32 protein-coding genes are annotated in these 24,121 nt (G+C 30.5%); 4 read left to right on the forward strand and 28 right to left on the reverse strand.

The features are described from left to right. Positions 1–76: 76 nt before the first annotated feature. The 9 genes from L8X36_RS03150 to L8X36_RS03190 form a co-directional block, all read right to left on the reverse strand. Positions 77–1,048 carry a catalase gene (locus L8X36_RS03150; protein ID WP_263682464.1) on the reverse strand — a complete coding sequence of 324 codons (972 nt, stop codon included), beginning with the start codon at positions 1,046–1,048 and terminating at the stop codon, positions 77–79. A gap of 86 nt (positions 1,049–1,134) precedes the next feature. Continuing rightward, a complete protein-coding gene (gene mreC / locus L8X36_RS03155) occupies positions 1,135–1,878 on the reverse strand; it encodes a rod shape-determining protein MreC (protein WP_263679500.1) in 744 nt (247 codons plus the stop codon). After that, positions 1,868–2,905: a rod shape-determining protein gene (locus L8X36_RS03160; protein WP_012662095.1), complete on the reverse strand. Its 1,038-nt coding sequence runs from the start codon at positions 2,903–2,905 to the stop codon at positions 1,868–1,870. Before L8X36_RS03160 ends, mreC begins: the two co-directional genes overlap by 11 nt. Positions 2,906–2,907: 2 nt before the next feature. Further along, positions 2,908–4,137, reverse strand: coding sequence for an ATP-dependent Clp protease ATP-binding subunit ClpX (clpX, locus tag L8X36_RS03165; protein ID WP_039619273.1), 1,230 nt, complete (start codon positions 4,135–4,137; stop codon positions 2,908–2,910). Beyond that, positions 4,130–4,921, reverse strand: a complete 792-nt coding sequence (gene lpxA, locus L8X36_RS03170) for an acyl-ACP--UDP-N-acetylglucosamine O-acyltransferase (protein ID WP_263682518.1) — start codon at positions 4,919–4,921, stop codon at positions 4,130–4,132. The genes clpX and lpxA overlap by 8 nt, the downstream gene beginning before the upstream one ends. Further along, entirely contained in the window at positions 4,921–5,361 is a 441-nt protein-coding gene (gene fabZ, locus L8X36_RS03175) for a 3-hydroxyacyl-ACP dehydratase FabZ (protein ID WP_039619275.1), read from the reverse strand. Before fabZ ends, lpxA begins: the two co-directional genes overlap by 1 nt. A 68-nt stretch (positions 5,362–5,429) precedes the next feature. Next, positions 5,430–6,503 (reverse strand): epoxyqueuosine reductase QueH, encoded by a 1,074-nt coding sequence (locus tag L8X36_RS03180; protein ID WP_263682465.1) that lies wholly within the window; start codon positions 6,501–6,503, stop codon positions 5,430–5,432. Next, positions 6,497–6,958, reverse strand: a complete 462-nt coding sequence (gene bcp, locus L8X36_RS03185; RefSeq protein WP_263682466.1) for a thioredoxin-dependent thiol peroxidase — start codon at positions 6,956–6,958, stop codon at positions 6,497–6,499. Before bcp ends, L8X36_RS03180 begins: the two co-directional genes overlap by 7 nt. Further along, a complete protein-coding gene (locus tag L8X36_RS03190; RefSeq protein ID WP_263682467.1) occupies positions 6,955–7,161 on the reverse strand; it encodes a tautomerase family protein in 207 nt (68 codons plus the stop codon). Before L8X36_RS03190 ends, bcp begins: the two co-directional genes overlap by 4 nt. Before the next feature lie 97 nt (positions 7,162–7,258). Between L8X36_RS03190 and ilvE the strand changes: the two genes are divergently transcribed. Genes ilvE through L8X36_RS03210 form a run of 4 tightly spaced genes read left to right on the forward strand, consistent with a single transcriptional unit; the run spans position 7,259 to position 10,340 of the window. Continuing rightward, positions 7,259–8,173, forward strand: coding sequence for a branched-chain-amino-acid transaminase (gene ilvE, locus L8X36_RS03195; protein WP_012662102.1), 915 nt, complete (start codon positions 7,259–7,261; stop codon positions 8,171–8,173). Between the two features lie 12 nt (positions 8,174–8,185). Next, the gene (locus tag L8X36_RS03200; RefSeq protein ID WP_263682468.1) at positions 8,186–9,256 is read left to right on the forward strand and encodes a prohibitin family protein; all 1,071 of its coding nucleotides are present in this window, start codon (positions 8,186–8,188) and stop codon (positions 9,254–9,256) included. Positions 9,257–9,273: 17 nt separating this feature from the next. Further along, the gene (locus L8X36_RS03205) at positions 9,274–9,810 is read left to right on the forward strand and encodes a DUF2393 domain-containing protein (protein ID WP_263682469.1); all 537 of its coding nucleotides are present in this window, start codon (positions 9,274–9,276) and stop codon (positions 9,808–9,810) included. Further along, entirely contained in the window at positions 9,810–10,340 is a 531-nt protein-coding gene (locus L8X36_RS03210) for a DUF2393 domain-containing protein (RefSeq protein ID WP_263663889.1), read from the forward strand. Before L8X36_RS03205 ends, L8X36_RS03210 begins: the two co-directional genes overlap by 1 nt. Before the next feature lie 3 nt (positions 10,341–10,343). Here L8X36_RS03210 and purF read toward each other — a convergent pair whose 3' ends face one another. From purF to moaA, 19 genes are all read right to left on the reverse strand, one after another. Continuing rightward, the gene (purF, locus tag L8X36_RS03215) at positions 10,344–11,684 is read right to left on the reverse strand and encodes an amidophosphoribosyltransferase (RefSeq protein WP_263663888.1); all 1,341 of its coding nucleotides are present in this window, start codon (positions 11,682–11,684) and stop codon (positions 10,344–10,346) included. Then, the gene (gene dapB, locus L8X36_RS03220; protein ID WP_263663887.1) at positions 11,685–12,413 is read right to left on the reverse strand and encodes a 4-hydroxy-tetrahydrodipicolinate reductase; all 729 of its coding nucleotides are present in this window, start codon (positions 12,411–12,413) and stop codon (positions 11,685–11,687) included. A gap of 70 nt (positions 12,414–12,483) precedes the next feature. Then, on the reverse strand, positions 12,484–12,783 hold the full coding sequence (locus tag L8X36_RS03225) for a PepSY-like domain-containing protein (RefSeq protein WP_070255351.1): 300 nt from the start codon (positions 12,781–12,783) through the stop codon (positions 12,484–12,486). Between the two features lie 64 nt (positions 12,784–12,847). Then, entirely contained in the window at positions 12,848–13,786 is a 939-nt protein-coding gene (gene trxB, locus L8X36_RS03230) for a thioredoxin-disulfide reductase (protein WP_263663941.1), read from the reverse strand. Between the two features lie 118 nt (positions 13,787–13,904). Next, on the reverse strand, positions 13,905–14,219 hold the full coding sequence (gene trxA / locus L8X36_RS03235) for a thioredoxin (RefSeq protein WP_012662110.1): 315 nt from the start codon (positions 14,217–14,219) through the stop codon (positions 13,905–13,907). Between the two features lie 51 nt (positions 14,220–14,270). Continuing rightward, on the reverse strand, positions 14,271–14,609 hold the full coding sequence (locus tag L8X36_RS03240) for a YraN family protein (protein ID WP_220555475.1): 339 nt from the start codon (positions 14,607–14,609) through the stop codon (positions 14,271–14,273). Beyond that, positions 14,610–15,863: a homoserine dehydrogenase gene (locus L8X36_RS03245; protein ID WP_263682470.1), complete on the reverse strand. Its 1,254-nt coding sequence runs from the start codon at positions 15,861–15,863 to the stop codon at positions 14,610–14,612. A 1-nt stretch (position 15,864) separates the two neighbouring features. Further along, entirely contained in the window at positions 15,865–17,067 is a 1,203-nt protein-coding gene (locus L8X36_RS03250; protein WP_263663885.1) for an LL-diaminopimelate aminotransferase, read from the reverse strand. Between the two features lie 12 nt (positions 17,068–17,079). Next, positions 17,080–17,886, reverse strand: a complete 807-nt coding sequence (locus L8X36_RS03255) for a hypothetical protein (protein ID WP_263682471.1) — start codon at positions 17,884–17,886, stop codon at positions 17,080–17,082. Next, positions 17,880–18,758 (reverse strand): hypothetical protein, encoded by an 879-nt coding sequence (locus L8X36_RS03260; protein WP_263682472.1) that lies wholly within the window; start codon positions 18,756–18,758, stop codon positions 17,880–17,882. The genes L8X36_RS03255 and L8X36_RS03260 overlap by 7 nt, the downstream gene beginning before the upstream one ends. Then, the gene (rlmB, locus tag L8X36_RS03265) at positions 18,751–19,431 is read right to left on the reverse strand and encodes a 23S rRNA (guanosine(2251)-2'-O)-methyltransferase RlmB (RefSeq protein WP_263682473.1); all 681 of its coding nucleotides are present in this window, start codon (positions 19,429–19,431) and stop codon (positions 18,751–18,753) included. The genes L8X36_RS03260 and rlmB overlap by 8 nt, the downstream gene beginning before the upstream one ends. Before the next feature lie 19 nt (positions 19,432–19,450). Beyond that, complete coding sequence (gene rsmI, locus L8X36_RS03270) at positions 19,451–20,269, reverse strand: 16S rRNA (cytidine(1402)-2'-O)-methyltransferase (RefSeq protein ID WP_263682474.1); 819 nt, start codon at positions 20,267–20,269, stop codon at positions 19,451–19,453. Further along, positions 20,269–20,469: a 50S ribosomal protein L31 gene (gene rpmE / locus L8X36_RS03275; protein WP_263682475.1), complete on the reverse strand. Its 201-nt coding sequence runs from the start codon at positions 20,467–20,469 to the stop codon at positions 20,269–20,271. The genes rsmI and rpmE overlap by 1 nt, the downstream gene beginning before the upstream one ends. 77 nt (positions 20,470–20,546) lie before the next feature. Beyond that, the gene (locus L8X36_RS03280; RefSeq protein ID WP_263682476.1) at positions 20,547–21,209 is read right to left on the reverse strand and encodes a 16S rRNA (uracil(1498)-N(3))-methyltransferase; all 663 of its coding nucleotides are present in this window, start codon (positions 21,207–21,209) and stop codon (positions 20,547–20,549) included. Further along, on the reverse strand, positions 21,209–21,619 hold the full coding sequence (locus tag L8X36_RS03285) for a hypothetical protein (protein WP_263679516.1): 411 nt from the start codon (positions 21,617–21,619) through the stop codon (positions 21,209–21,211). Before L8X36_RS03285 ends, L8X36_RS03280 begins: the two co-directional genes overlap by 1 nt. Continuing rightward, complete coding sequence (locus tag L8X36_RS03290; protein WP_263682477.1) at positions 21,619–21,819, reverse strand: cytochrome C; 201 nt, start codon at positions 21,817–21,819, stop codon at positions 21,619–21,621. The genes L8X36_RS03285 and L8X36_RS03290 overlap by 1 nt, the downstream gene beginning before the upstream one ends. Next, positions 21,819–22,403 carry a 6-pyruvoyl trahydropterin synthase family protein gene (locus L8X36_RS03295; protein ID WP_263682478.1) on the reverse strand — a complete coding sequence of 195 codons (585 nt, stop codon included), beginning with the start codon at positions 22,401–22,403 and terminating at the stop codon, positions 21,819–21,821. The genes L8X36_RS03290 and L8X36_RS03295 overlap by 1 nt, the downstream gene beginning before the upstream one ends. Next, positions 22,400–23,149: a 7-carboxy-7-deazaguanine synthase QueE gene (locus L8X36_RS03300; protein ID WP_263682479.1), complete on the reverse strand. Its 750-nt coding sequence runs from the start codon at positions 23,147–23,149 to the stop codon at positions 22,400–22,402. The genes L8X36_RS03295 and L8X36_RS03300 overlap by 4 nt, the downstream gene beginning before the upstream one ends. Further along, positions 23,149–24,117, reverse strand: a complete 969-nt coding sequence (gene moaA / locus L8X36_RS03305) for a GTP 3',8-cyclase MoaA (RefSeq protein ID WP_263682480.1) — start codon at positions 24,115–24,117, stop codon at positions 23,149–23,151. The genes L8X36_RS03300 and moaA overlap by 1 nt, the downstream gene beginning before the upstream one ends. Positions 24,118–24,121: the final 4 nt, after the last annotated feature.

Raw genomic sequence — 24,121 nt, forward strand, 5'->3', positions numbered from 1 at the left:
TTAGCAAAATTATAACAAATATAAGTTTTTTAGAAGTTGAAATTAATAAAGAATTTAGCTCTTAAAGAGCTAAATTTTATTGACGCTTACCAAAAGTTATAGCATAAGCTTCATTTCTTACATCAAATAAAGGATCTTGTGGTGGATTAACCCCTTGAGGTACATCTGAAGGAAAATATACATCAAAATTACAATCTTCCTTGCTCAAAGCATTAACTTTAAAAGTCCCAACTAAACTTTCTTTGTGTTTACCACTCCACAAAGCCGTTGTATCATTGGTAATATCATTTTTATTTGCATATACTAAATACATCTTATACTCAACTGGCTTATTAGTCTCTATACGATTTTGAAAATCTTCTTTTAAAAAATCACTACTTGCACTTTTCATTTGTGCCTCATTTAAATACGCCACACCTTCGTTTGGAACTAATTTCCATCTTGCTGGTAGATAATTTTCTCCATTTGCTTGTTTAAAATAAAAAGTATGGATACTAAAAAATGGAGTATTTGCTACGCTTTTACTGATACCAATTTTATCCGTATATACAGCAAAATTTCTATAAGAATCAACCTCTTTCAACATCTTGCTTATTTTTTCTTGATCGACTTTACCATTTACAGGAAGTCTCATTTCAAAAAACTGACCAAACTCTTTAGGATTTTTTGCAAAATTTATTTCTGTATTTAGCATAACCATAGTCCAAGAGGCAGAATCTTTAGGATCAATAATTCTAATAGCCATACCCCTTGTTTTACTTTTATCATCTTTAAAAGCGCCGCCCAAAGAATATCTTACTTGAATCGGCAAGCTTTTTTGTGTTAATAAAGGCACATCAACTTCTTTATTGATAGACAAAGCTGGCTCAAAAGTTCCCATAGCACAAAAGCCCTTTGCATGATTAACTTTTGCTTTTGGATTTTTAGGGTCTGCATTAAGTTGGTAAAAAATATCTGCTATTTTTTGCGCATCATATTCTCCTTCATTTGCATAAATAGCACCACTTAAACAACAAATAGCCAAACAACTGCTGATATATTTTTTCATTAAAGCTCCTAGTTTTAAACTTAGAAGCTATTGTAATATTTAATTCTAAATAATAATTTATATTAATTAAAATAAATAATTTTTTACTATAAATTTTCTACCATATAAAAATAGCTTGGTACTTTCATCTTAGCATAGGGTTTAACATAAGCATTTTGATAAGCACCCTCTTCTTCTATTTTAAAAATTTCTCCCACTGGAATTCCTGAAAAGAAAATTTCATCCAAACCACTTGTATAAACCTTATCACCCATTTTAAGCTCAAGCCATTTAGGGATATATTTAACTAAAACATAATCATTTCTCCCATGAGCTATACCTGGTGCTTGTTCTTTACCTATGTAAACAGAAAAAATACATTCTTCATCACCTTGCAAAAGCCCCAAAGCTCTACCATTTTTTTCTATGACTATGCCTGCTGTATAGCCATTATAAATTAAACCTTTGATTTTTCCTTTATAATCAACATCAAGCCAAACCTTATGATAATCACTAATTTGCGCATAAGAAGTTGCCTTAACTAAACTCACATTAGGATAATAAAAACTTGAATTTTTATCGCTTAAAATATTATTTAGCTCATTAGCAAAGTTTTTCATGTAGATATTATTTTTTTCAAGCTCAGTATTTCTTTCTCTTAAAGTTCTAATTTCTTCAGCTTGATTAAAATGTTCGTTGAATTTGTTTTTTAAAAGATCAATACTTTGAGAAAATTGATTAACAATAGCAATATTTAAATCTAAAACATTTCGTTTTATTACATCTCCATAATAAAACGAAATAAATACTAAAAAAGATAATATTAAAACGCTAAGAATTTTACTCTTCATTCGTTAGCTGGTGTAATAATGAAATTTCTTCTAAAGCTTTACCTGTACCTTTTGCAACTGCTAAAAGTGGCTCATCAGCTACATATACTGGAAGTTTTACAATTTCAGATAAATATTTATCAAGCCCGCGTATTAAAGCTCCACCTCCTGTTAAAACAACACCATTTTCAACAATATCAGCTGCAAGATCAGGCGGCATCATTTCAAGAACGATTTTTAAAGCATCAGCGATTTCTTTTAAATGTTCACGCATAGCTTCTCTTACATCTTCACTTGTTAGTTCGATTCTATTTAACAAGCCTGTTACTTGATCGCGTCCTTTAACTACCATAGAAAGCTCTTTTGGAAGCTGAACTGCTGAACCAATAGCGATTTTAATCTCCTCACCCGTTCTTTCACCTATGACAAGATTGTATTTTTCTTTTACATAATTTACTATACTAGTATCAAGCTTATCACCGGCTGTGCGGATAGATTTTGAAATCACAAGCCCGCCCAAAGAAGTAACGCCAATCTCAGTTGTACCACCACCAATATCTACCACCAAGCTCCCTTGAGGCTCTCTAATAGGTAAATTTGCACCAATAGCTGCTGCCATAGGTTCTTCTATCAAAAATACTTCTCTAGCGCCCGCACTTAAAGCACTTTCTCTAACTGCTTTTCTTTCAACTTGGGTTAAACCATAAGGTACTGAAATGATAATTCTAGGTCTTAAAAAAGATTTTCTTCTATGAGTTTTTTCTATAAAATAACGGATCATTTTTTCAGTCATATCAAAATCAGCAATCACACCATCTTTCATAGGACGGATTGCTTCGATATTGCCTGGGGTTTTTCCTACCATTTCCTTAGCTTCTTTTCCAACAGCTAAAATTTTAACCCTACCATATCTTTCACGCTCTACTGCAACAACTGAAGGTTCATCAATCACTATACCTTTATCTTTTACCAAAACTAAAGTATTTGCGGTACCTAAGTCAATCCCCATATCACTTGAAAAAAATCCAATTATTTGATCTAAAATCATTCTCAGCCTTTAACTTTTTTATTTTTTATAAATAAAGGTTTTGCACCTTCTTTGATTACCTCTTTGGTAATTACTATACTATATCCATTATACTCTGGCAAATCAAACATCAAATCTACCATCATCTCTTCAATAATACTTCTTAAACCTCTAGCCCCTGTTTTACGCTCCAATGAAAGCTTAGCAATCTCTCTTAGTGCTTCATCTTCAAATTTTAATTCCACATTATCAATAGCAAAAAGTTTTTGATATTGTTTAATAATGGCATTTTTTGGCTCTGTTAAAATACGCACCATGCTTTCTTCATCAAGCTCTTCTAAAGAAGCAAGCACATGCAATCTTCCTATAAGTTCAGGGATAAGCCCAAAATGCACTAAATCATCAGGTTCTAATCTTTGAAGTAAAGCTTCTTTTTCATCTTTTTTATCATCAGTAAAAAAGCCCATGACATTATCGCCTAATTTTCTTTTAATGATATCACTAATACCATCAAAAGCTCCACCACACACAAATAAAATATTAGTCGTATCTATTTGTATAAAATCTTGATTTGGGTGTTTTCTACCACCTTTTGGCGGAATATTTACTAAAGATCCTTCAATGATTTTAAGTAAAGCTTGTTGCACACCCTCACCACTCACATCTCTTGTAATGGAGCGATTTTCACCCATCCTTGCGATTTTATCTATCTCATCGATAAATATAATCCCTTTTTGTGCTCTTTGCACATCTCCATCAGCAGCTTGCAAAAGACGAGTAAGGATATTTTCAACATCTTCTCCTACATAACCTGCTTCAGTTAAAGAAGTCGCATCACAAATTGCAATAGGCACATCTAAAAATCTAGCTAAAGTTTGCGCTAACAAAGTTTTTCCACTTCCTGTTGGACCTACTAATAAAATATTTGATTTTGCTAATTCTGTATCATCATCTTCTAAGTCAGATCTAAAAAGCCTTTTGTAGTGATTATACACCCCTACACTAAAGATTTTTTTAGCCCTATCTTGCCCGATGACATATTTATCTAAATATGCTTTTAATTCTTTAGGGGTTATGTCTTTAAAATTTTCTTTATCAACTTCTTTATTTTTTAGCTCTTTTTCCTCTCCAAAGAAAATATTGCAAGCACTTTCAGCACAATACTCACATATAAAGGCATTATTATAATCATTTACTAAAATTCTTCTTTCGCTTGTTTCTATTTCGTTACAAAAACTACATCTTTTAACCATGGTTTTTTTCCTTATATATAGGAATTCCTCTTTTTGTTTCTAAGATAAAATTACACATTTTTTTAACATTTTCACTAGAAGCACTTTCTAATAAATTCAAAGCATTATCTTTTAAATTTCCTTGTCTGAATAAAAATTTAAAAGCTTTGCTTAAAACATCCACTTCTTCTTTATCAAAGCGTCTTCTAATGCCTACTAAATTCAAACTTCTAATGCTTGCACGATTTCCCTCAGCTAAGCAAAATGGCACTACATCTTGAGAAAGTGCGCTAGCACCTGCTATCATACACCCTTCTCCTACTTTTACAAATTGATGTATTGGAGTAAGCCCACCTACTACAGTATAATCTCCAAGTTCTACATGGCCTGCTAAAGTAGCATTATTTGCTAAAATGATGTGATCTCCTAAAGTACAATCATGCGCAATATGAGAATAAGCCATGATAAAAGCATTATCGCCTATCCTTGTGAAGCCATCGCCTTTAGCTGTACCTGAGTTAATAGTAACAAATTCTCTAATAACCGCATTCTTTCCTATGATAACACCTGAGTTTATCTCATCTTTATAAGATATATCTTGCGGGATATCTCCAACTATAGCATAAGAAAACACTTTTGAATTCTCACCTATAGTTACATTAGGTAAAATTCTTGCACCTTGTTTGATGATGGTATTTACACCTATGTTAGCATTTTTACCAACATAAGCATAAGCTTCTACTACAACATCATCTGCTATAATAGCTCCATCTTCTATAACTGCACTTGGATGAATTTTGCTCATCATTTATCTACTATCATGGCTTTAAGTTCAGCTTCTGCAACTAATTGCCCATCTACAAAAGCTTTTCCTTGGAAAATCCACATATTTCCACGATTTTTTACTACACTCATTTCATAATCAAGTCTATCACCAGGACGCACTGGATTTCTAAATTTTGCATTATCAATACCCGTAAAATATACTACCTTAGTGCTTGGATCTACTTTATCATCCATACTTTCAAATGCTAAAACCCCTCCAGTTTGCGCCATGCCTTCTAAAATTAACACACCCGGATAAATTGGATGATCTGGAAAATGTCCCATAAAAACATGATCGCTTATACTAATATTTTTATAACCTCTAACAACTTCTTTGTTTTTTAATTCTACGATTTTATCTACAAGTAAAAATGGATACCTATGTGGTAAAATTTTTTGAATTTGCATTACATCTATCATAAATTTAGCCTTAAAATATATTCAAAATTCAGATTTTACAAAAAAAATATTAATAAATTAATTAAGTTTTATAACTTCACAATCTTTTCTTTGCTATCAAAATAAATTTCACTTTTTGCCATAAATTCATAAGCACCTTTAATAATATTTTCAACAATAATCACCGGTGAAAGATCATAAGCACCAAAATGCTTTTGTCTTATTTTGATTTCTTGCTCTATTTTTAAAGGATTTTGTAAAAAATCTTCGTAATTTTTAAATCGCATTTTACATAAGCTATTAAAATAATCAAAACTCCATAAATTAATCTCATCCTTTGCACTTTTATAATGCTTTAAACCCTCATCTAAAACACTAAATTTAGTGTAAGAATTTTTAAAATGTGAGTAAAATAAAACATGAGTTCTTATAGCTTGCTTGTTTTGTTTTATCAAAGCCCTTAACAAGCGATAATTTAAAAATTTCTCTCTTTGAATTTCAAATTTAATGCCCTTTTTTTCTAAATTTTTTACTTGGTTGTAGAATTTAATTTTCTCTTCTATACTTGAAGGCAATATTTGTTTATTAATAGGACTCATCAGCTCATCTATAAAGGCTTTTTGACCTTTTTGTTTAGAAAGTGCATAAATACAACCACAATAATTTTGATGATAAAGCATATCTTGCTTTGCTAGGGCAAATTGTCTTTGCGTACCTCCATTTTTTCTAAAATCAGGTGCTAAAAACTCTATACCAAATTTATCACATTCTTTTTGTAATGCTAATTTTAGTTGCTCTAGGTCTTTTTTAGGAGATGTTAAAAGAGTTGTTGTAAGTTTTTTTTCTCCTATTTTTTGAGCAAATTCAACACTTTTATGCATTCTAAAATCAAAACAAATTTGACATCTTGCACCTTTTTCAGGCTCATCCTCATAGCCCTTTACGCTCTCAAGCCATTTTTCATACTCATATTCACCCTTATAAAGTTTAATGCCTAATTTATCACAACTGCGTTTAACATCTAAAAATCTAAGTTCATGCTCACTATATGGATGGATGTTTGGGTCATAAAAATACCCGATGATTTTTTCTTCAGGATAGGCTTTGCTTAATTCTTGTATAAAATAATGACTATCCACGCTACAACAAATATGAACTAACATAATTCTTTTAACACCTTAAAAGCATGATCTTTAGCTTTTACATTTTTATAAATTTTTGCGATATTTCCTTCCTCATTAATTACAAAAGTAGATCTTATAAGCCCTTCATACTCTTTTCCATAATTTTTCTTTAAACCCCAAGCACCATAAAGTTTGCAAATTTCTTTTTCGCTATCACTTAACAAAGTGTGCTTTAAATCATATTTTTTTATGAAATTTTCATGTGATTTCACACTATCTGGGCTAATACCTATAATCACAGCATTTTGTCCTAAAAAATCTTCATAATTTTGACTAAATTCGCAAGCTTGTGTAGTACAACCTGGGGTATTATCTTTTGGATAAAAATACAAAATAATTTTTTTACCCAAAAAATCACTTAGAGAAATTTTAACTCCATCTTGATTTAAAAGTTCAAAAACTGGAGCTTTATCACCAATTTGCAATTCTTTCATTTTTTACCTTTCAATCTTAATTTTTCTACACTTTCACCACCAAAAGCAATATTATATGGCTCAATATCTTCTAGCATTATGACTATATTTTGCTTTGGTTTATTATATTTTGCATGCAAAAGCTCTGTAATATCTGCTATTAACTCTTCTTTTTGTACTTTGCTAAATTCTGGTTTAGCGAGTTTGATACTAATAATAGGCATTGTTTTTCCTTGCTTTAAATAAAGAATTTTACTATATTCTAGCAATTATTAGTATATTTTTGATAAAATTAGTTTTATTTTCAATAAAGGCTTATTCATGATTAGGGCAAAAAAAATTTGGATGGATGGAAAAATCATTGATTTTGATGATGCAAAAATTCATGTTTTAACACATTCATTACATTATGCAAATGCAGTTTTTGAAGGAACAAGAGCTTATAAAACACAAAATGGTTTAGCAATTTTTAGATTAAAAGAACATACCAAAAGACTTTTAGAGTCTGCAAAAATCACTTTAATCAACTCACCTTTTTCTCAAGAAGAACTTGAAAATGCACAAGTTGAACTTTTAAGAGCAAATGATTTTCAAAATAACACTTATTTGCGCCCATTGATCTTTTTGGGTGATGGAACTATGGGAGTTTATCATGCTAAAGCTCCTGTTAGAGTAGCTATTGCCGCTTGGGAATGGGGTGCTTATTTGGGCGAAGAAGGCTTAGAAAAAGGTATTAAGGTTAAAATTTCTTCTTTTGCTAGAAATAGCGTAAAATCTAGCCTAGGCAAAGCCAAAGCAAGTGCAAATTATTTAAATTCTCAAATGGCTAAATATGAAGCTATAGAAGCAGGATATGAAGAAGCTTTAATGCTTGATGAAGAAGGTTTTGTAGCAGAAGGGACAGGCGAGTGCTTTTTTATGGTTAAAGACGGGAAATTAATCACCCCGCCAAATGATTTTTCATTAAAAAGTATTACCCAAGATACTGTTTTAAAAATTGCACATGATTTGGGCATAAGCGTAGTGCGCCAAAGAATTTCAAGAGATGAAGTTTATGTGGCTGATGAAGCATTTTTCACAGGAACTGCAGCAGAAATAACTCCAATAAATAATATTGATGCAAGAATTATAGGAAATGGAAAAAGAGGCGAGCTAACAACAAAGCTCCAAAATGCGTATTTTGATATAGTTTATGGACGCAATGAAAAATACGCTTCTATGCTAACTTATATTTAACAAAGGAACTAAATGCCAGCTGATTTGAATGATTATTTTAATAAAAAAAACAATCAAAACAACAATAAGCAAAATTTAAATTTCAAAGCCCCAGAATTTAATTTCAAAGGTTTTGGAAAATTTTCTCCATTAATTTATAGCGCGATTGCAATTGTTTTAGTCTTTGCGCTTTTTAAACCTTTTGCAATAGTTAATTCAGGGGAAATGGGAATCAAGTCTACCACGGGTAAATACAGCCCTACTCCGCTTGAACCAGGACTTCATTTTTTTATGCCAGTATTACAAAAAATCACTATAGTAGATACTAGAGTAAGACAAATTAATTATGCTTCTATTGAAGGCGTAAATGAAAATTTACAAATAGGTTCAGGGGTTGTAAATAAAAATAGTATTTCGGTGCTTGATTCAAGAGGTTTGCCTGTGTCTATTGATGTAACTGTTCAATATAGATTAAATCCTTTACAGGTTCCTCAAACCATAGCTACTTGGGGGCTTAATTGGGAAAATAAAATCATTGACCCAGTTGTAAGAGATGTAGTAAGAAATGTGGTAGGTCAATATACTGCAGAAGAGCTTCCAACCAATCGTAACACCATAGCAGTGCAAATTGATCAAGGCATTAGAAAAACCATAGAAAGTCAACCAAATGAACCTGCTGAGCTTCAAGCAGTTCAACTTAGAGAGATTATCTTGCCTATAAAAGTAAAAGAGCAAATTGAAAGAGTACAAATTGCTAAACAAGAAGCTGAAAGAACCAAATACGAAGTAGAAAGAGCTAATCAAGAAGCACTTAAAAAAGCAGCTTTAGCTGAAGGGGAAGCAAATGCAACCATAATTAGTGCTAAAGGTAGAGCAAGTGCGGTTAAAATAGAAGCTGATGCACAAGCGTATTCAAATAGAGAAATAGCAAAAAGTTTAAATAACCCTTTGCTTGATTTAAAACAAATTGAAACTCAAAAGCAGTTTAACGAAGCACTTAAGGTTAATAAAGATGCCAAAATTTTCTTAACACCTGGTGGAGCTGTACCAAATATTTGGGTTGATAGCAAAGATAATAAAAGAACAAGCTCAGTAGCAAATTAAAAACTAAAGAAGTGATAATGAAAGCCCAACACATTCGAGAGCAAATGATTTTTTATACTACTCATTTGCACTTAGTAGATTTTTTATTAATGGCCTTGGTTATATTTTTTTTCATTATCACTTTATTTTTAGCTTTAATCATCAGAAACAAGCCTGCTTTTGCCTTTATGGTGATTTTTTTAGGAATTTTATGTTCAGCAGGTATCGCTTATTTAGGATATTTTTTAATTGATACTAAAGTTAGATCAAGAATAACCAGCTTAGATAATGCTCAATTTTTTGTATATGATAACTCACTCAGCGTTGATTATAGCTTAACAAATACTTCTAAAAAAAGCTTTAGATACTGCAAATTAAAAGTAGAAGTTTTTAAGAAAAGTGATGATAATAGTACTTTTAAAAATTTAATACATACTATAAAACCTCTAAGAAGCAAATCAACCATGATAGAAAAAACAATAAATCCACAACAAACTATTAATTTAAAAACCAAATTTTCCGATTTTAAAGAAGGTCAAAATTTTGACATTGAGATTAGTTCAAAGTGTTTTTAATGGGATATTTTACATTTTTTCATATTTTAATCATTGTTATTATGTTAGCTTCTACAGGTTTAACTTGGGTTTTGCTTTACTTAAAAGTTCAAAATAAAAAATATATGATTATTTTTTGCATAGTGAGTTTTATACTAGCATTAATTTTAACCATTTCATTACTATTAACTATAGATCAATATACCAAAAAAGCAAGTTTGAGTAATTTTTCAACCTACAGACGCTTAGCAACAGAAAGTATTATTGTAAAAGGTAGAGTAACTAATGATACTAATTTTAAAATTTCTGAATGCTTTTTAGAGCTTAGGATAATTGATGATAACAAAAAACATGAGGTAAGTGGTGAAATCTTTAATCAACAAAATTTTGATAGCATAAAAAGAGCAAATCAAGAACAAAGAGATGCTTCATATAATATCAATATTGCAAAAAACTTACCAGGGCATACTTATAAAGATTTTTCATTTGAAGTGGGATTACCACCTCATTTTCAAAGCTATAAGGTATTTAAACAATTAAAATGCAGATAAGGATTATTTAATAAAATAATCCCCATCAAAACTAATTAAAGAGTATTTTCTTTCATCGCCTATACTTGAAACTAGTTCATTAATATCCAAAAAAGTCAAGCTATCTGCACCTGTATACTCTCTAACCTCTTCAACGCTTTTATTAGCTGAGATTAATTCTTCAAAGGTAGGTGTATCTATACCATAAATATCAGGAAATTTAATTTCTGGACATGCAATCGCTAAATGGATTTTTCTTGCACCTGCTTGTTTTAAAAGTGCAATAATTTTTTTAGAAGTTGTTCCTCTTACCACACTATCATCAATCACCACTATATCTTTGCCTTCTAAGACTTTTTTCATAGGATTGAGTTTTAATTTTACCTTCAAATTTCTCATTTCTTGAGTTGGCTCTATGAAAGTTCTTCCAACATAGTGATTTCTCACTATTGCCATTTCAAGTGGGATTTTTAAATATTGTGCAAAACCTATAGCAGCACTTACACCACTATCTGGAACTGGCACTACAAAATCCACTTTTTCTTTAAATTTTTTAGCCAAGGCTTCACCCATTTTTTTACGCACTTCATATACGCTTTTACCTTCTATAATACTATCAGGTCTAGCAAAATAAATATACTCAAATGCACAAATTCTTGGGTCTGTCTTATCAAATACTTGAATGCTTTCAAACTCATAACTACCTTGAGTAAAAATCAACATCTCGCCTGGTTTTACATCGCGGATAAATTCAGCCTCTATCAAATCAAAAGCGCAAGTTTCACTCGCTACAATATACCCACCATCTTTTAATCTACCCAAAGATAAAGGTCTAACCCCATAAGGATCTCTTACTACAAAAAGTTGATTTTTACTAGCAAGCATAAAGCAATACGCTCCCTTGCTTTGAGTCAAGCTTTCTATAAATCTATCTTTTAAAGTTTCTTTTTTGCTTTTTGCTATTAAATGTACCACATTTTCTGTATCCATATTAGAATGAAAAATAGCCCCATTGTTAATCAATTCTTTTCTAACTTCTTCTTTATTAATCAAATTTCCATTATGCACTAAAGAAATATCACCCAAAGAACAAGTAGCTGCAACAGGTTGGGCATCATGCAAAGAAGAATTTCCTGCAGTAGAATAACGATTATGTCCTATAGCTATCTCGCCTTTTAATCCTGCTAGAATTTGTGTATTAAAAATTTGCCCTACTTCACCTTTAGCTTTGTGTGTTTTGATACTCAAACCATCACTTACGCTAATCCCACTTGCCTCTTGCCCGCGATGTTGCATAGCAAATAAAGCATAATAAGCCACTGTACTTGCATTTTTTGAATTAATTACTCCAACTACTGCACACATTTAAATTCCTAAACAATCATCTATATCATATAAGCCATTTTCTTGAGAAGCTAACCATTTTGCACATTTTATCGCACCTTTTGCAAAAGTAGCTCTTGAAGTAGCCGTATGATTTAATTCTATAAATTCACCTTCATTGTAAAAACCAACCCTATGTGAACCTACTATATCACCGCCTCTTAAACTCATCACCGCGATTTCATCTTTACTTCTTTGTCCAATAATCCCATCTCTACCGCTTACTCTGACCTTTTCTAAGTCTAAATTTCTAGCCTTAGCAACATTTTGTGCTAAAGTCATTGCGGTACCACTTGGAGCATCTTTTTTCTTATTATGGTGCATTTCAAGTATTTCTATATCAAAATCTCTCAAAGCCTCACTAGCTAAATAAGAAAGCTTTTTTAAAATCGCCACACCCAAAGACATATTAGTTGCATAAAGAATAGGCATAGTAATACTTGCACTTTGCATTAACTCATTTTGCTTAGCATCCAAACCTGTAGTACCTATCACCAAAGGCTTGGGATTACTTCTTGCATATAAAAGCAAATCCTCACAACCCTTTGGAGTAGAAAAATCAATAATTACATCACATTTATTAAAAAAATCTTCGTAATTTGATCCTTGATCAAAAAACGCACTAGCCTTTGCCTGCTCATCATCTTCTAGGCAAAGTCTTATTTGAGTACCCATACGCCCATTACTTCCATGGATTCCAATATTAATCATTTTAAATCTGCCTTTTTAGAATTTGGAAAATTGTAGCGTTTATTTATTTAAAAGCAAATAACGCTTTTAATTAATCATCCCATTTTTGCCCTAAAAAATTTCCATTTCTATCAAAAAACATTTCCATATTATTACTTAGTTTAATTTCATAACCAAATTCTTCCCAATCCACATCTACAATAAAAGCTCCAGGAAAAGAACTTTGAATTTTATCCATAATAGGTTTAGAAAGCCCATAATAATTTTGCGCATAAGGATTATGCTGAGGCATATGAGGCATATTTTGTTGATATGAATTAGTATTTTGTTGTGTAATATTTGCACTAGCCATTAGTGCTAAAGTTGTACTTAGAATTAGTATTTTTTTCATTTTAGATTCTCCTTGATTTTTTATAGGAGAATCTTAATTAATTTTTGTGAAATTTATGTGAAGATTAATGCAAGTTTTCAATATATGCTAAAGCACTAAGTGCTGCGACTGCTCCATCGCCTGCTGCACATATTACTTGTTTTGGAGCATCTTTTCTTAAATCACCTGCTGCAAACAACCCTGCTATATTAGTTTGCATTTTAAGATCAACACCCACTTGACCACCTTCTTCCATAGCACATAAAAACTCACCATTTTCTTGTTTTAAGATTTCATTTCTCACGTTCAATCCAACAAAGGTAAAAATTCCAGGTACATCAAGATCTCTTTTAGATCCATCATTAAATGCTATTTTTACCTTATTAACACCCATATTATCACCACAAACCTCATCAACTACTGCATTTGTGATTAATTCTATTTTATCATTATTTCTTACTTTTTCTACCGTTGAAGGCGCTGCTCTAAACTCATCTCTTCTATGGATTAAATATACTTTTGAGCAAATATTAGCTAGATACAATGCCTCTTCTAAGGCTGTATCTCCTCCACCTAAAACAGCTACTTCTTTATTTTTATAAAAAAATCCATCGCAAGTTGCACAAGTACTTACACCTTTGCCAAAAAATTCATCCTCGCCTTTAAAACCTGCACGACGTGGAGTAGAACCTGTACAAACAATAACAGCCTTTGCTTGTTCGACTTTACCATTTTCTAATTTAATATTAAAACTACCATCAGTATTTTTGCTAATTTGTTCTACACCTATCATTTCATGTTTTAAACCAAAACGCATACATTGCTCATTCCATGGAGCCATAAAAGAAATTCCATCTAAAACTTGTGCAACTCCAGGATAATTTTCAATTTCTGAACTTGAAGTTATTTGCCCACCTGGTGTACCTTTTTCAAACATTACAACATTTTTTAATCCGCCTCTAGTAGCATATAATCCCGCACTTAAACCAGCAGGGCCACCGCCTATAATAGCTAAATCTAACATCATTGTTTTCCTTGTGATTTATTTCAGAGATATTATACAAATTTTTCTTTAATTATAAATAATAAAAATTATTAAATAGTAAAAAATATGAAGAAAAGCCACTAAAAGTGGCTTGAGATTATAAAAGTGAGTTTAGTTTATCTGCTAAAACTTGTTTTGATTGAGCACCAACCAATTGATCAACCACTTCACCATCTTTAAAGAAAAAGATAGTTGGAATAGATCTTACACCAAATTGCGCAGCTAAATCACCTTGCTCTTCTGTATTTACTTTGCAAATTTTAGCCTTGCCATCAAAATCGTTTGCAAGCTCATCAATTACCGGTGCAAGCATTCTACAAGGTCCGCACCATGGAGCCCAAAAATCTACTAAAGCTACGCCTTCTTTTGCTTGTGCAAAATTTTCTGCAGTTAAATCAATATATTTTCCCATGTTATCTCCTTTAATTTTTTAAGATTTTATTAGATTAAAATAAACATTCTCTTAATAACTAATGTTTTCTAAAAGTTTTATATCATCTTTATACACGCAAAGTAAATCTAATTGAAAATTTTCATTACTTTTGTGTTTCATAAAGTAATACTCTATGGTTTTAATAATTTTGTTAAATTTTTTGCCATCTAGTCTATAGGCTACTTCATAATTTCCTTGTGTACTTTTAACTTCAATAAAATGTAAAATTTTATCTTTTTTAGCAATAATATCAATTTCTCCAAATTTAGAATGAAAATTTCTTTCTAAAATTTCAAAATCTTTATTTTTAAGATATTCACATGCTATATCTTCACCTTTTATACCAAAAAGATACTGTGATAAAGCCATTTAATCTTCTATTCTCATCATAAAAACATCATCTTTAACAAATTCTTGTTCTTTAAGTTTTTGAGTTAAAATTTGTATATTTTTTTCATAAGTTTGATGAGTAATAAAAAATAAAGTACTACAATCTTGCTTTTCTTTTTTTGGCTTTTGCAAAAAAGTATCGATTGAAATTTGATGTTCGCTCATTAATTGCGTAATTTTTGATAAAACCCCTATTTTATCTAATACCTTTAATCTTAGATAGTATCTTGTATAAATTTCATCCTTATTTAAAAGCTTATAAGAAGTATCGTTTAAATATCCAAAAATAGCACTATTTTTTTCTTTTCTTGCTATATCAATTAAATCTGCTACAACAGCACTTGCAGTTGCCTTACCACCTGCTCCTGGACCATAGTATAAACTTTCGCCCAAAATATCCCCATCTATACTGATAGCATTCATCACTCCATCAACTTTTGCTAACATTTTATCTTTATTTAACATAACAGGATGAACCCTTAATTCTATTTTTTCATCTTTTATTTTAGCAATACCTAAATGTTTTATGGTGTACTCAAATTCCTTTGCGAAATAAATATCCTCATCGCTTACCTTGCTAATACCCTCAATCAAGATATCCTCAGGTTTTACTCTTAGTCCATAAGCAATATTTGCTAAAATTAAAAGCTTGTGCGCAGCATCAAATCCTTCTATATCAAAAGTAGGATCAGCTTCAGCATATCCTAAATCTTGGGCTTTTTTTAATACCTCTTGAAATTTGGCATTATCTTCTGCCATCTTGCTTAAAATATAATTACTTGTGCCATTTAAAATGCCTTTGATAGAAACGATATTATTGGCACTCAAACCCTCTTTTAAAATTTTAATAATAGGAATTCCACCCGCTACACTTGCCTCATAACCAAAAGCTGTATCTTGTGCTAATTTTTCAAGCTCATAACGATGATAAGCAAGTAAAGCTTTATTAGCAGTTACTACTGATTTTTTTCTTTTTAAAATTTTTGAAATTATTTCAAAAGGTAAATCAATACCACCCATTAACTCCACAAATACATCAATATCTTCACACTCTAAAACCTCATCAATATCATTAACCACAGGAATCAATGCATTTGGTTTTGCACTTCTTGCTAAAGCAATTACCGGAATAATTTCTTCATCACATCTTGCTTTAATTAAATCTTGATTTTTTAACAAAGTTTCTACAACAGCACTTCCTACCGTGCCATAGCCTAAAATCGCTATTTTCATTTTATTCTCTTAAGTATTTTTTGATATTTCTTGCTGCTTGACGAATACGGTTTTCATTTTCTATTAAAGCTATTCTAACATACTCATTACCCGCTTCACCAAAGCCAACTCCAGGACTTACTGCTACATTTGCTTTTTGTAAAAGCTGCTTAGAAAATTCCATACTACCAAGATGAGCCTTGCTTTGAGGGAGTTTTGCCCAAACAAACATACTTGCATTAGGCTTTTTTAATTCCCATCCTGCTTGGTAAAATGATTCTAGTAAGACTTCCAATCTTTTTGCATAAGTTGCCTTAATCTCTTCAACACAAGTTTGATCCCCATCTAAAGCTACAGTAGCAGCAACTTGTATAGGCGTATACATACCATAATCAAACCAAGATTTGATCTTTTTCAAAGCCGCAATTAAGCGTTTATTACCTACCACAAAACCTACACGCCAACCTGCCATGTTGTAAGATTTTGAAAGTGTATAGGTTTCTACTGCTACATCTTTAGCACCTTCAACTTCAAAAATCGAAGGAGTTTTATAAGAGCCAAAAGTTAAGTCCGCATAAGCAATATCAGAAATAATATAAAATCTTTCTTTTTTTGCCATAGCAACCAATCTCTCATAAAAACTTTTTTCCACTGTAACTGTTGTAGGATTATGCGGAAAATTTACCACTACATATTTTGGACGCGGAATACTTTCATGCAGTGTTTTTTGTAAATTTTCAAAAAAAGTATTTTCGTTTAATTCATAATTTTCATTAAAATCAAAATTCATAGTTGCTACATTACCACCTGCTATGATAAAAGCTTGAGTATGTATAGGATAAGCAGGCGTAGGCACAATAGCTACATCTCCTGGGTTAATAACAGCTCTTGCTAAATTTACAAAGCCTTCTTTAGAGCCCATCGTTGCAACTACTTCACTTTCAGGATCTAAATCAACATCATATTTTCTTTTATACCAATTACAAATTGCAAGTCTTAGTTTATAAATTCCACTCGAAGCAGAATACCCTGAAGTTTTGTCTTTATTTGCACTTTCGCAAAGCTTGTCTATAATATGTTGAGGAGTTTTGCCATCAGGATTTCCCATAGAAAAATCTATTATATCCTCCCCTGCTCTTCTTGCTGCCATTTTAATCGCATTAACTTCAGCAAAAACATAATTTGGAAGTCTTTCTATGGTATTAAAATGAATTTCTTCAAACATCGTCCGTCCTTTTTAGCGTCTTAAGTAAATTTTTAAACCCCTTTTTATATTATCAAGGCTAAACATATCTCCTATAATAGCATATTTTGCGCCCAATGGTATATTTACATTTACTTCATTTTGCTTATGTGTATTTTCTACACCTTGTATAAAATTCAAGTTTTTATCTAAAAATTGAATTTTGCAAAACCAAGAATCAAGATTGTGCGCACTAAGCTCCATACTTTTTGCACCTTGCAAATCAATAATATATTCTCTTAAAGGTTTGTTTAATTGAGTAATAGTATTTAATGGAATTTGAGTATTGACTTTAGGTTTTGCTTTTGAAAAATCTAGCTCATATTCATAATTTAACTCTGAAATTTTATAAATATCTTTAATAAAAACAGAACTACCCAACAAAGCCTTATAAAAAACTCCTGGATCAAGCATATACTGAGAATCTACAGCTAACTTATATGTGATATAGTTTTCCCTTAAAGTTAATTCAGTTGGTATAAAATAAATATAACCTAGTTCATTTAAAGTATCATTGATTGTTTTAAAAAACAAAACAGAATCAGCTCGGGCTTTAAAACTAAAAGTTAAAGTTTTTGGCTCATTTAATATAAAATTTGCCAAAGAATTGGTTTTTAAAATTTGAGAAATAGTGTAAATATCTACGTTTCCGCGCTCATCTTTATAATCATTTCTTGCAAACAAAAGTTCCAATTGTGCATCTTTAGAATTATCATTAACAATATGCTTAGCAACTTCTAAAGCACTTAGCGCAAAAGCATTAAGAGCAAAAAAAATGGAAAATATTAAAATCCTTACCATAATTTTCCTCTATTTTCTTTTATAAACTCAGCTTTTGTAATTTGTTTGATTTTACCATCTTTAATCATTAAAAACTTAGACACGCCATTTTTAAACTCTAAAGTATTATTATTCTCATCATTTAAACTAAAAGCAGCATGACCTGTAGTAATAAGCATATCTTTATCTAAAGATAAAATATAATCATTTTTAATAGTCAAAGAACTTTTTCTAAAAGTTTTTAAATCCACCATACCAAGCCAAAGCTCAGCGCTTGGTTTTATAATACTTTCTTTAAGCAAAACCATATTTTCTTCAGGCATATTTAAACTAGTATTACCCTCTAATGTTTCTTCTATAGTATTATTACTCTCATCTATTGGTTCTAAAATAGCACTTGTATTTGTTTCATTGTTTTCTGTGGTTTCATCAGCAAAAAAATTAAGAACCGGAGTTTCATTCTCATCAACTTTTTCTTCTAAGATAATTTGTTCTTGATTTAGCACATTAGTAGTATTTTCATCTAGTGTGGAACTTTGGAAAAATCTTGAAACACCCCAAGCTAAAGCCACTATCAAAAGCACTATTACTATAATCACAATATACCATACACTTGAGCTTTCTTTGGTATATGAGTTCATTCTAGGAGCAATATGCACATGATTTTTTTTCTCAATACCATTTTCTTCTAAATAGGCATGATATTCTTCTAAAAAGCTAGAAAAATCAAGCTCATATTCTCTTTGTAAAATTTTGATAAAACCATTTATATTAAAACGAGATAAAGACTTAAAATCTTTTTTAATAATATATTCAAGACAAGTTATTTCTATTTGTGTTCTTTTTTGAACTTCTAATAAATTTAAATCTTCTAATTTTTTCCAACTATCCATTTTTCATCCTATCGCAAAGTATTGCAAATGCTGCACTAACATTTAAACTATCAAAATCATTGTGCATTTTTATCCCTACACATTCATCACATTTTTTAAGCACCTTTGGTGCTATACCAAAACCCTCACTTCCCATAATCAAAACTTTTTTATTTTTGGCCTTGATAGTATGTATATCACTACCTCCGCTTGCACTAGCATAGATATAAAAACCTTTTTGTTTTAATTCATTTATCATGCTTAAAATATCATCATTTAAAACTATTTTCATATCTAAAGCCGCGCCACTACTTGCACGAATAACTCCATCTATAGCTACATTTTTAGCTACCAAAATAATCCCATCAGCACCCAAAGCATAAGCACTACGCACGATAGCGCCTATATTTCCAACATCGCTAATATTATATAAAATAACTATAAAATCTTTTTCTTTTAAACTCTCAAAAGAGCTAAATTCAAAATCATCAATTTCCATTAAAAAACCTTGATGATTTCCACCTCTTGCCAAACTTTGCGCGGCCTTAAAATCAAGTTTTTTAATTTTTTTTGATGCCTTTGCTATTTTTGAAAAATCAGCTTTTTCACATTCTTTTGCTAAATAAATTTCTTTAATTTTTTCTTTGTGTTTTTCTAAGATATAAAAAAACACTTGCTTACCATAAACTATCATTTTTAAATAATAACCAAATTCAACTTAAAAGCAGTTTTTGATAATTTTCTTTTGGAGATTTCGCATTGATTTTTGAAAGAAGCTTTGCCTTTGTTTTTAAAGGCAAATCAAGTTCATAAATATCTTGCTCACACAAGGTATTTTGGTGAAATTGCTTTTCTTTAGCACTTACGACTACACACCATTCACCACGCAAGTCCATTGTTTTTAATTTTTCTAAAGCTTCTAAGGCATTTGCTCTAAATTTGGCTTCAAATTTCTTTGTTGCTTCTTTTATGATAAAAATTTCTCTTAAAGGATCAATTTTACTAATTTCTTCTACTAAATTAAGTATTCTAGTAGGTGCTTCATAGACTATACTAGGATAAGGATTAAGCATTAAATTTTCAATATCTTTTTGTCTTTGAGGATTTTTATTAGCCAAAAAACCCATAAAAATAAATTCTTTTTTACAAAATGCACTTGAAACTAATGCAAGTAAAGCAGCATTTGACCCTGCCAAGACTTCATAATCAATATTATTTTTAATGGCATATTCAATTAAAAATTGCCCCGGATCGCTAATACCTGGCATACCCGCATCACTCAAATATGCAATATCTTGTTTAAAAAAATCATCATCTATTTTTGCTAAAAAATCTTTTTCATTATGGGTATGTAAGGCTAGATATTTATCAGGTTTTATTTCTAAATTAAATTTTTCATTAAGGAGATGAACTAAGGATTTGCAAACTCTCGTATCTTCGCATAAAAAGAGTTTGCATTTTTGTAAAATTTCTAAAGAATGAAAAGAAATATCGTTTAAATTTCCTATGGGCGTAGGAATAAAATATAACATTATTGCATTGCGTATTTTTTCTTAAATTTCTCTACACGACCCGCAGCATCTACGATTTTTTCACTACCCGTAAAAAATGGATGGCAGCTTGAGCAAATATCAACTTTAATTTCTGGTTTATTTGACTTAGTAGTAAAAGAATTTCCACAAGCACAATTAACTTTGCATTCTACATATTCTGGGTGAATTTCTTTTTTCATTGTTTATCCTTTTTCAAAACATTAAGGCGTAATTATATAAATTTTTATATAAAAAATAGCTAAATTTAAGCATGTTTTTAAATTATGAATTTTGAAGCAACCCCTATTAAAGCTGTTTGCGCTTTAAGTATAAAACCAGCCTGTAATTTTGCTTTTTTTACATTCTCCTCTCTTTCTTTTTGCGAAAATCCACCTTCAGCTCCAATTAAAAATACATGTTTACTAGGTTCAAATCTCATCAAATCTTCACCTTCAAAGTCTATTAAAACAATATTTTCATAAGCTTGCTGAAATTTTTTAAAATCATCAAAGCTTTCAAGCTCCATTAAAGAGGCACGACCGCATTGCTGGGATGATTCTATAAGAATCTTTTCCATTCTTTTAAAATCTAATTTAAAATTCTTTTGTGAATAATCCATATACACAAAAGAAAGCTTAGCTACTCCAAGTTCATTTAAAAAAGGTAAGGTTTTTTCTATAATCTTTGGATCAATCACCGCTAAAGCTAGGTGTAAATGCGTTTTTAATTCTTGTTTTTCTTCTTTTTTATCAAGTAAATTTAATACACATGAGCGTCTAGAAAACTCTATGCATTCATAAGTATAAGCAAAAAAATCTTTTAAATTTTTTAATATGATTTTATCGCCTACTTTAATTCTTCTAGCTTTTAAATGCAAGAAAGCTTCATTTTCTAACTCTAAATTTAAAGCACCGCTTTGTGGGTGATACAAAAATCGCATTAAAAATAAAACCTTTGAAGCAAATAAGGCACAAAAAGTAAGAATATACCTAAACACAAAATAAAAAAGCTTAAAAATCTAAATTTAGCATAACGTTTGAACAATCTTGCTTTTTTAAATAAAACAAATTGATAAATAGCCAAGGCAAAGATAAAAATCCAACAAAACCACATAGAAAGCATGTATAAATTTAGCTCAAAATGCTTTAAAGCCCAAAGCAAACTTCCTGTAAAAAGTGTAATTGCTAAAAATAAATAATAAATTGGCAAAAATAGGCGAATTCTTTTTATAAAAATAAACTCTTGCGAAAAACTACTTTGAGTTAAATACAAATAAAACAACATTAAAAAGCCATTTGCGTATAAACTATATACATGCAATGCTAAAAAAAACTCATAACTTTGATCCATCACTGTCCTTGTGTGTTATTTTCATCTTTGATATCATCATCTACAGGTATAGGAAGCGTATCATCATCTATAATCACATTAGAATCACTTTGCTCAATTTGAACTTGCTCAGTCTGCACCTCTTTTTTTACGTTTGTATCTTCTTGACTTGAGCAAGCAATAAAAAACAATAATAATACAATCAATAAAATCTTTTTCATTACACCTCCTTTTGATTAATAAAAACAAAATTTGCATCTTGAAGTTTTTTAAAAAAATCTTTATCTTTCCATTCATCGCTTATAGCTTGTGAAAATTCAATATCTGCCAAATTTATCTTTGGTAAAAACTCACTATAAGCATCTTCTCTAAAACCTTGTGCATAGCCTGTTCTTGTTTCATGCACAATAATACTTTTTAAACTAACACCTTGCTCGCCATTGACCATCTTAGTCTTTAAAAGCAAAGTATCTATCAGTACAAAAAATATGCGTACAAAATTTTCTGCACTTACATTCACAGGTAAACTTACCCATCTTTGTGAGTGTTTTTTCATATCTTCTAAATAAACTTTATCATCATCTTTAAAAAGCGTAATAGCATGGTCAAAACTATCAATAATTTGTTTTATTTCATCTTTTAACAAACCAAAATCATATACCATTCCCGCATTATCAAGGTATTTACTCTCAAGTAAAATTTCTACCTTATAAGAGTGGCCATGTATGCTTGTTTTACATCGCTTGGAGCTACAAAATCTAACAATATGAGCATTTTCAAATTCAAATATTTTTCTAATAATCATACGCCTTCTTTATCTCCCCAAATTCTAATATGCAATCTATCGGAGTAATTATATCCATTTTTTATACAAAATTCAGCAACACTTAAGGCGTTTTTGGAAATTTCTTCTTCATTTGACCCCATAGGCATACAAAAAACATCATTTTTACAAACTTGTAAAATTTCATTAATTTCGCCTAAGGCTTTATTTTCTTGTAAAAAATCCTTATCCAAAACAAATTTATAAAAACTATCTTTAGCATAACATTTAAAAGCTTTCAAAGCTTTTTCATTAATCCTTTTTTCTTTTTTAACCCCACTATTACTAAGCTTTACACCCAAAGCAAAATAACATTTTTTATACAAAGGATATTTTTCAAAATCAATTTCAATACTTGCATTGGTTTCAAAATGCACTTTAAAATCATTTTCTAAAAGCAAATTAATAAAACACAAAAAATCTTTATTTTGATAATTTAATAAAGGCTCACCACCTGTAATAACAACCATAGCTTTGTGTGAATTTGCGAGTTTTACAACCTCATCAAAAAGTTCTTTTGCTTTATATGATTGATAACAAGCTTTAAATTCTTGAGTAAAAACCGCTCTAATGGTATCACACCCTAAAAGTATTTTAGAGTTTTGTTCTTTTTTCACCCCAAAGCCAATACAATTAAAATTGCACCCGGCAAATCTAACAAAAACAGCCAAATTTCCGCTATATTTTCCCTCACCTTGCAAGCTTAAAAAAGTTTCAACAACTTCCATTATCCACCTGTTTGATAAAAGGCTCTTGTAGAACTTTGATTGGCTTCATTTTCTGCCCATCTATTTTTTTCTGATTTATTTTTTATCACGGTTTTTAAAACCTCACAAGCACCTGCTATGTCTTTATTACGTATAGCCTTTTTAATGCTTAAAGCTTCATCATAATATAAACAAGGTATTAAAAGCCCTTCAGCTGAAAGTCTTATACGGTTACAACTATCACAAAAATCATGGCTATGTGGATCAATAATGCCAAACTCATACCCATCTTCAAGCTCATAAATAGTCGCAGGCGCGTTAGGGGTTTTTTGTCCTTCTTTAAAAGAATATTTTTGAGCAATAATATTTAAAATTTCTGCTGATTTTAAGCCTTTTAAATCCCCATAAGCATGATAATTTTCCATAAATTCTATAAAGCGAATTTGGCTTTTGCGTGCTTTGGCAAATTCTAAAAGATCGATAAATTCACTATCATTAATCCCTTTAAGAGCTACGGTGTTAAATTTAATATTAAAGCCTAATTCTAAAGCCTCATTAATACCATTTAATACATCTTTAAGTATATTTTTTTGGGCTAACTTAAAAGCCACTTCTTCTTTTAAGGTATCTAAAGAGATATTAATTCTTTTTAAACCTGCCTGTCTTAAATCTTTTGCTTGTTGTTTTAACAAAGAAGCATTAGTAGTAAGTGCTAAGTCTATATCCTGCTTATACTCACTAATCATAGCAATAAATTTATGCAAATCTTTTCTTACTAAAGGCTCACCGCCTGTAATACGAATTTTCTTAACCCCTTCATCAATGCAAACTTTAACAAACATAAAAAGTTCTTCAAATGATAAAAGATTTTCCTTAGCACTCCATTCAAATGGAGTTTTTGGCATACAATAAAGGCAACGAAAATTACATCTTTGTGTTACTGAAATTCTTAAATAATCTATCACTCTTCCATAACTATCTACCAACATCAAA

The sequence above is a fragment of the Campylobacter sp. CNRCH_2014_0184h genome, from assembly GCF_025772985.1.
In the GTDB taxonomy this organism is placed as follows: Bacteria; Campylobacterota; Campylobacteria; order Campylobacterales; family Campylobacteraceae; genus Campylobacter_D.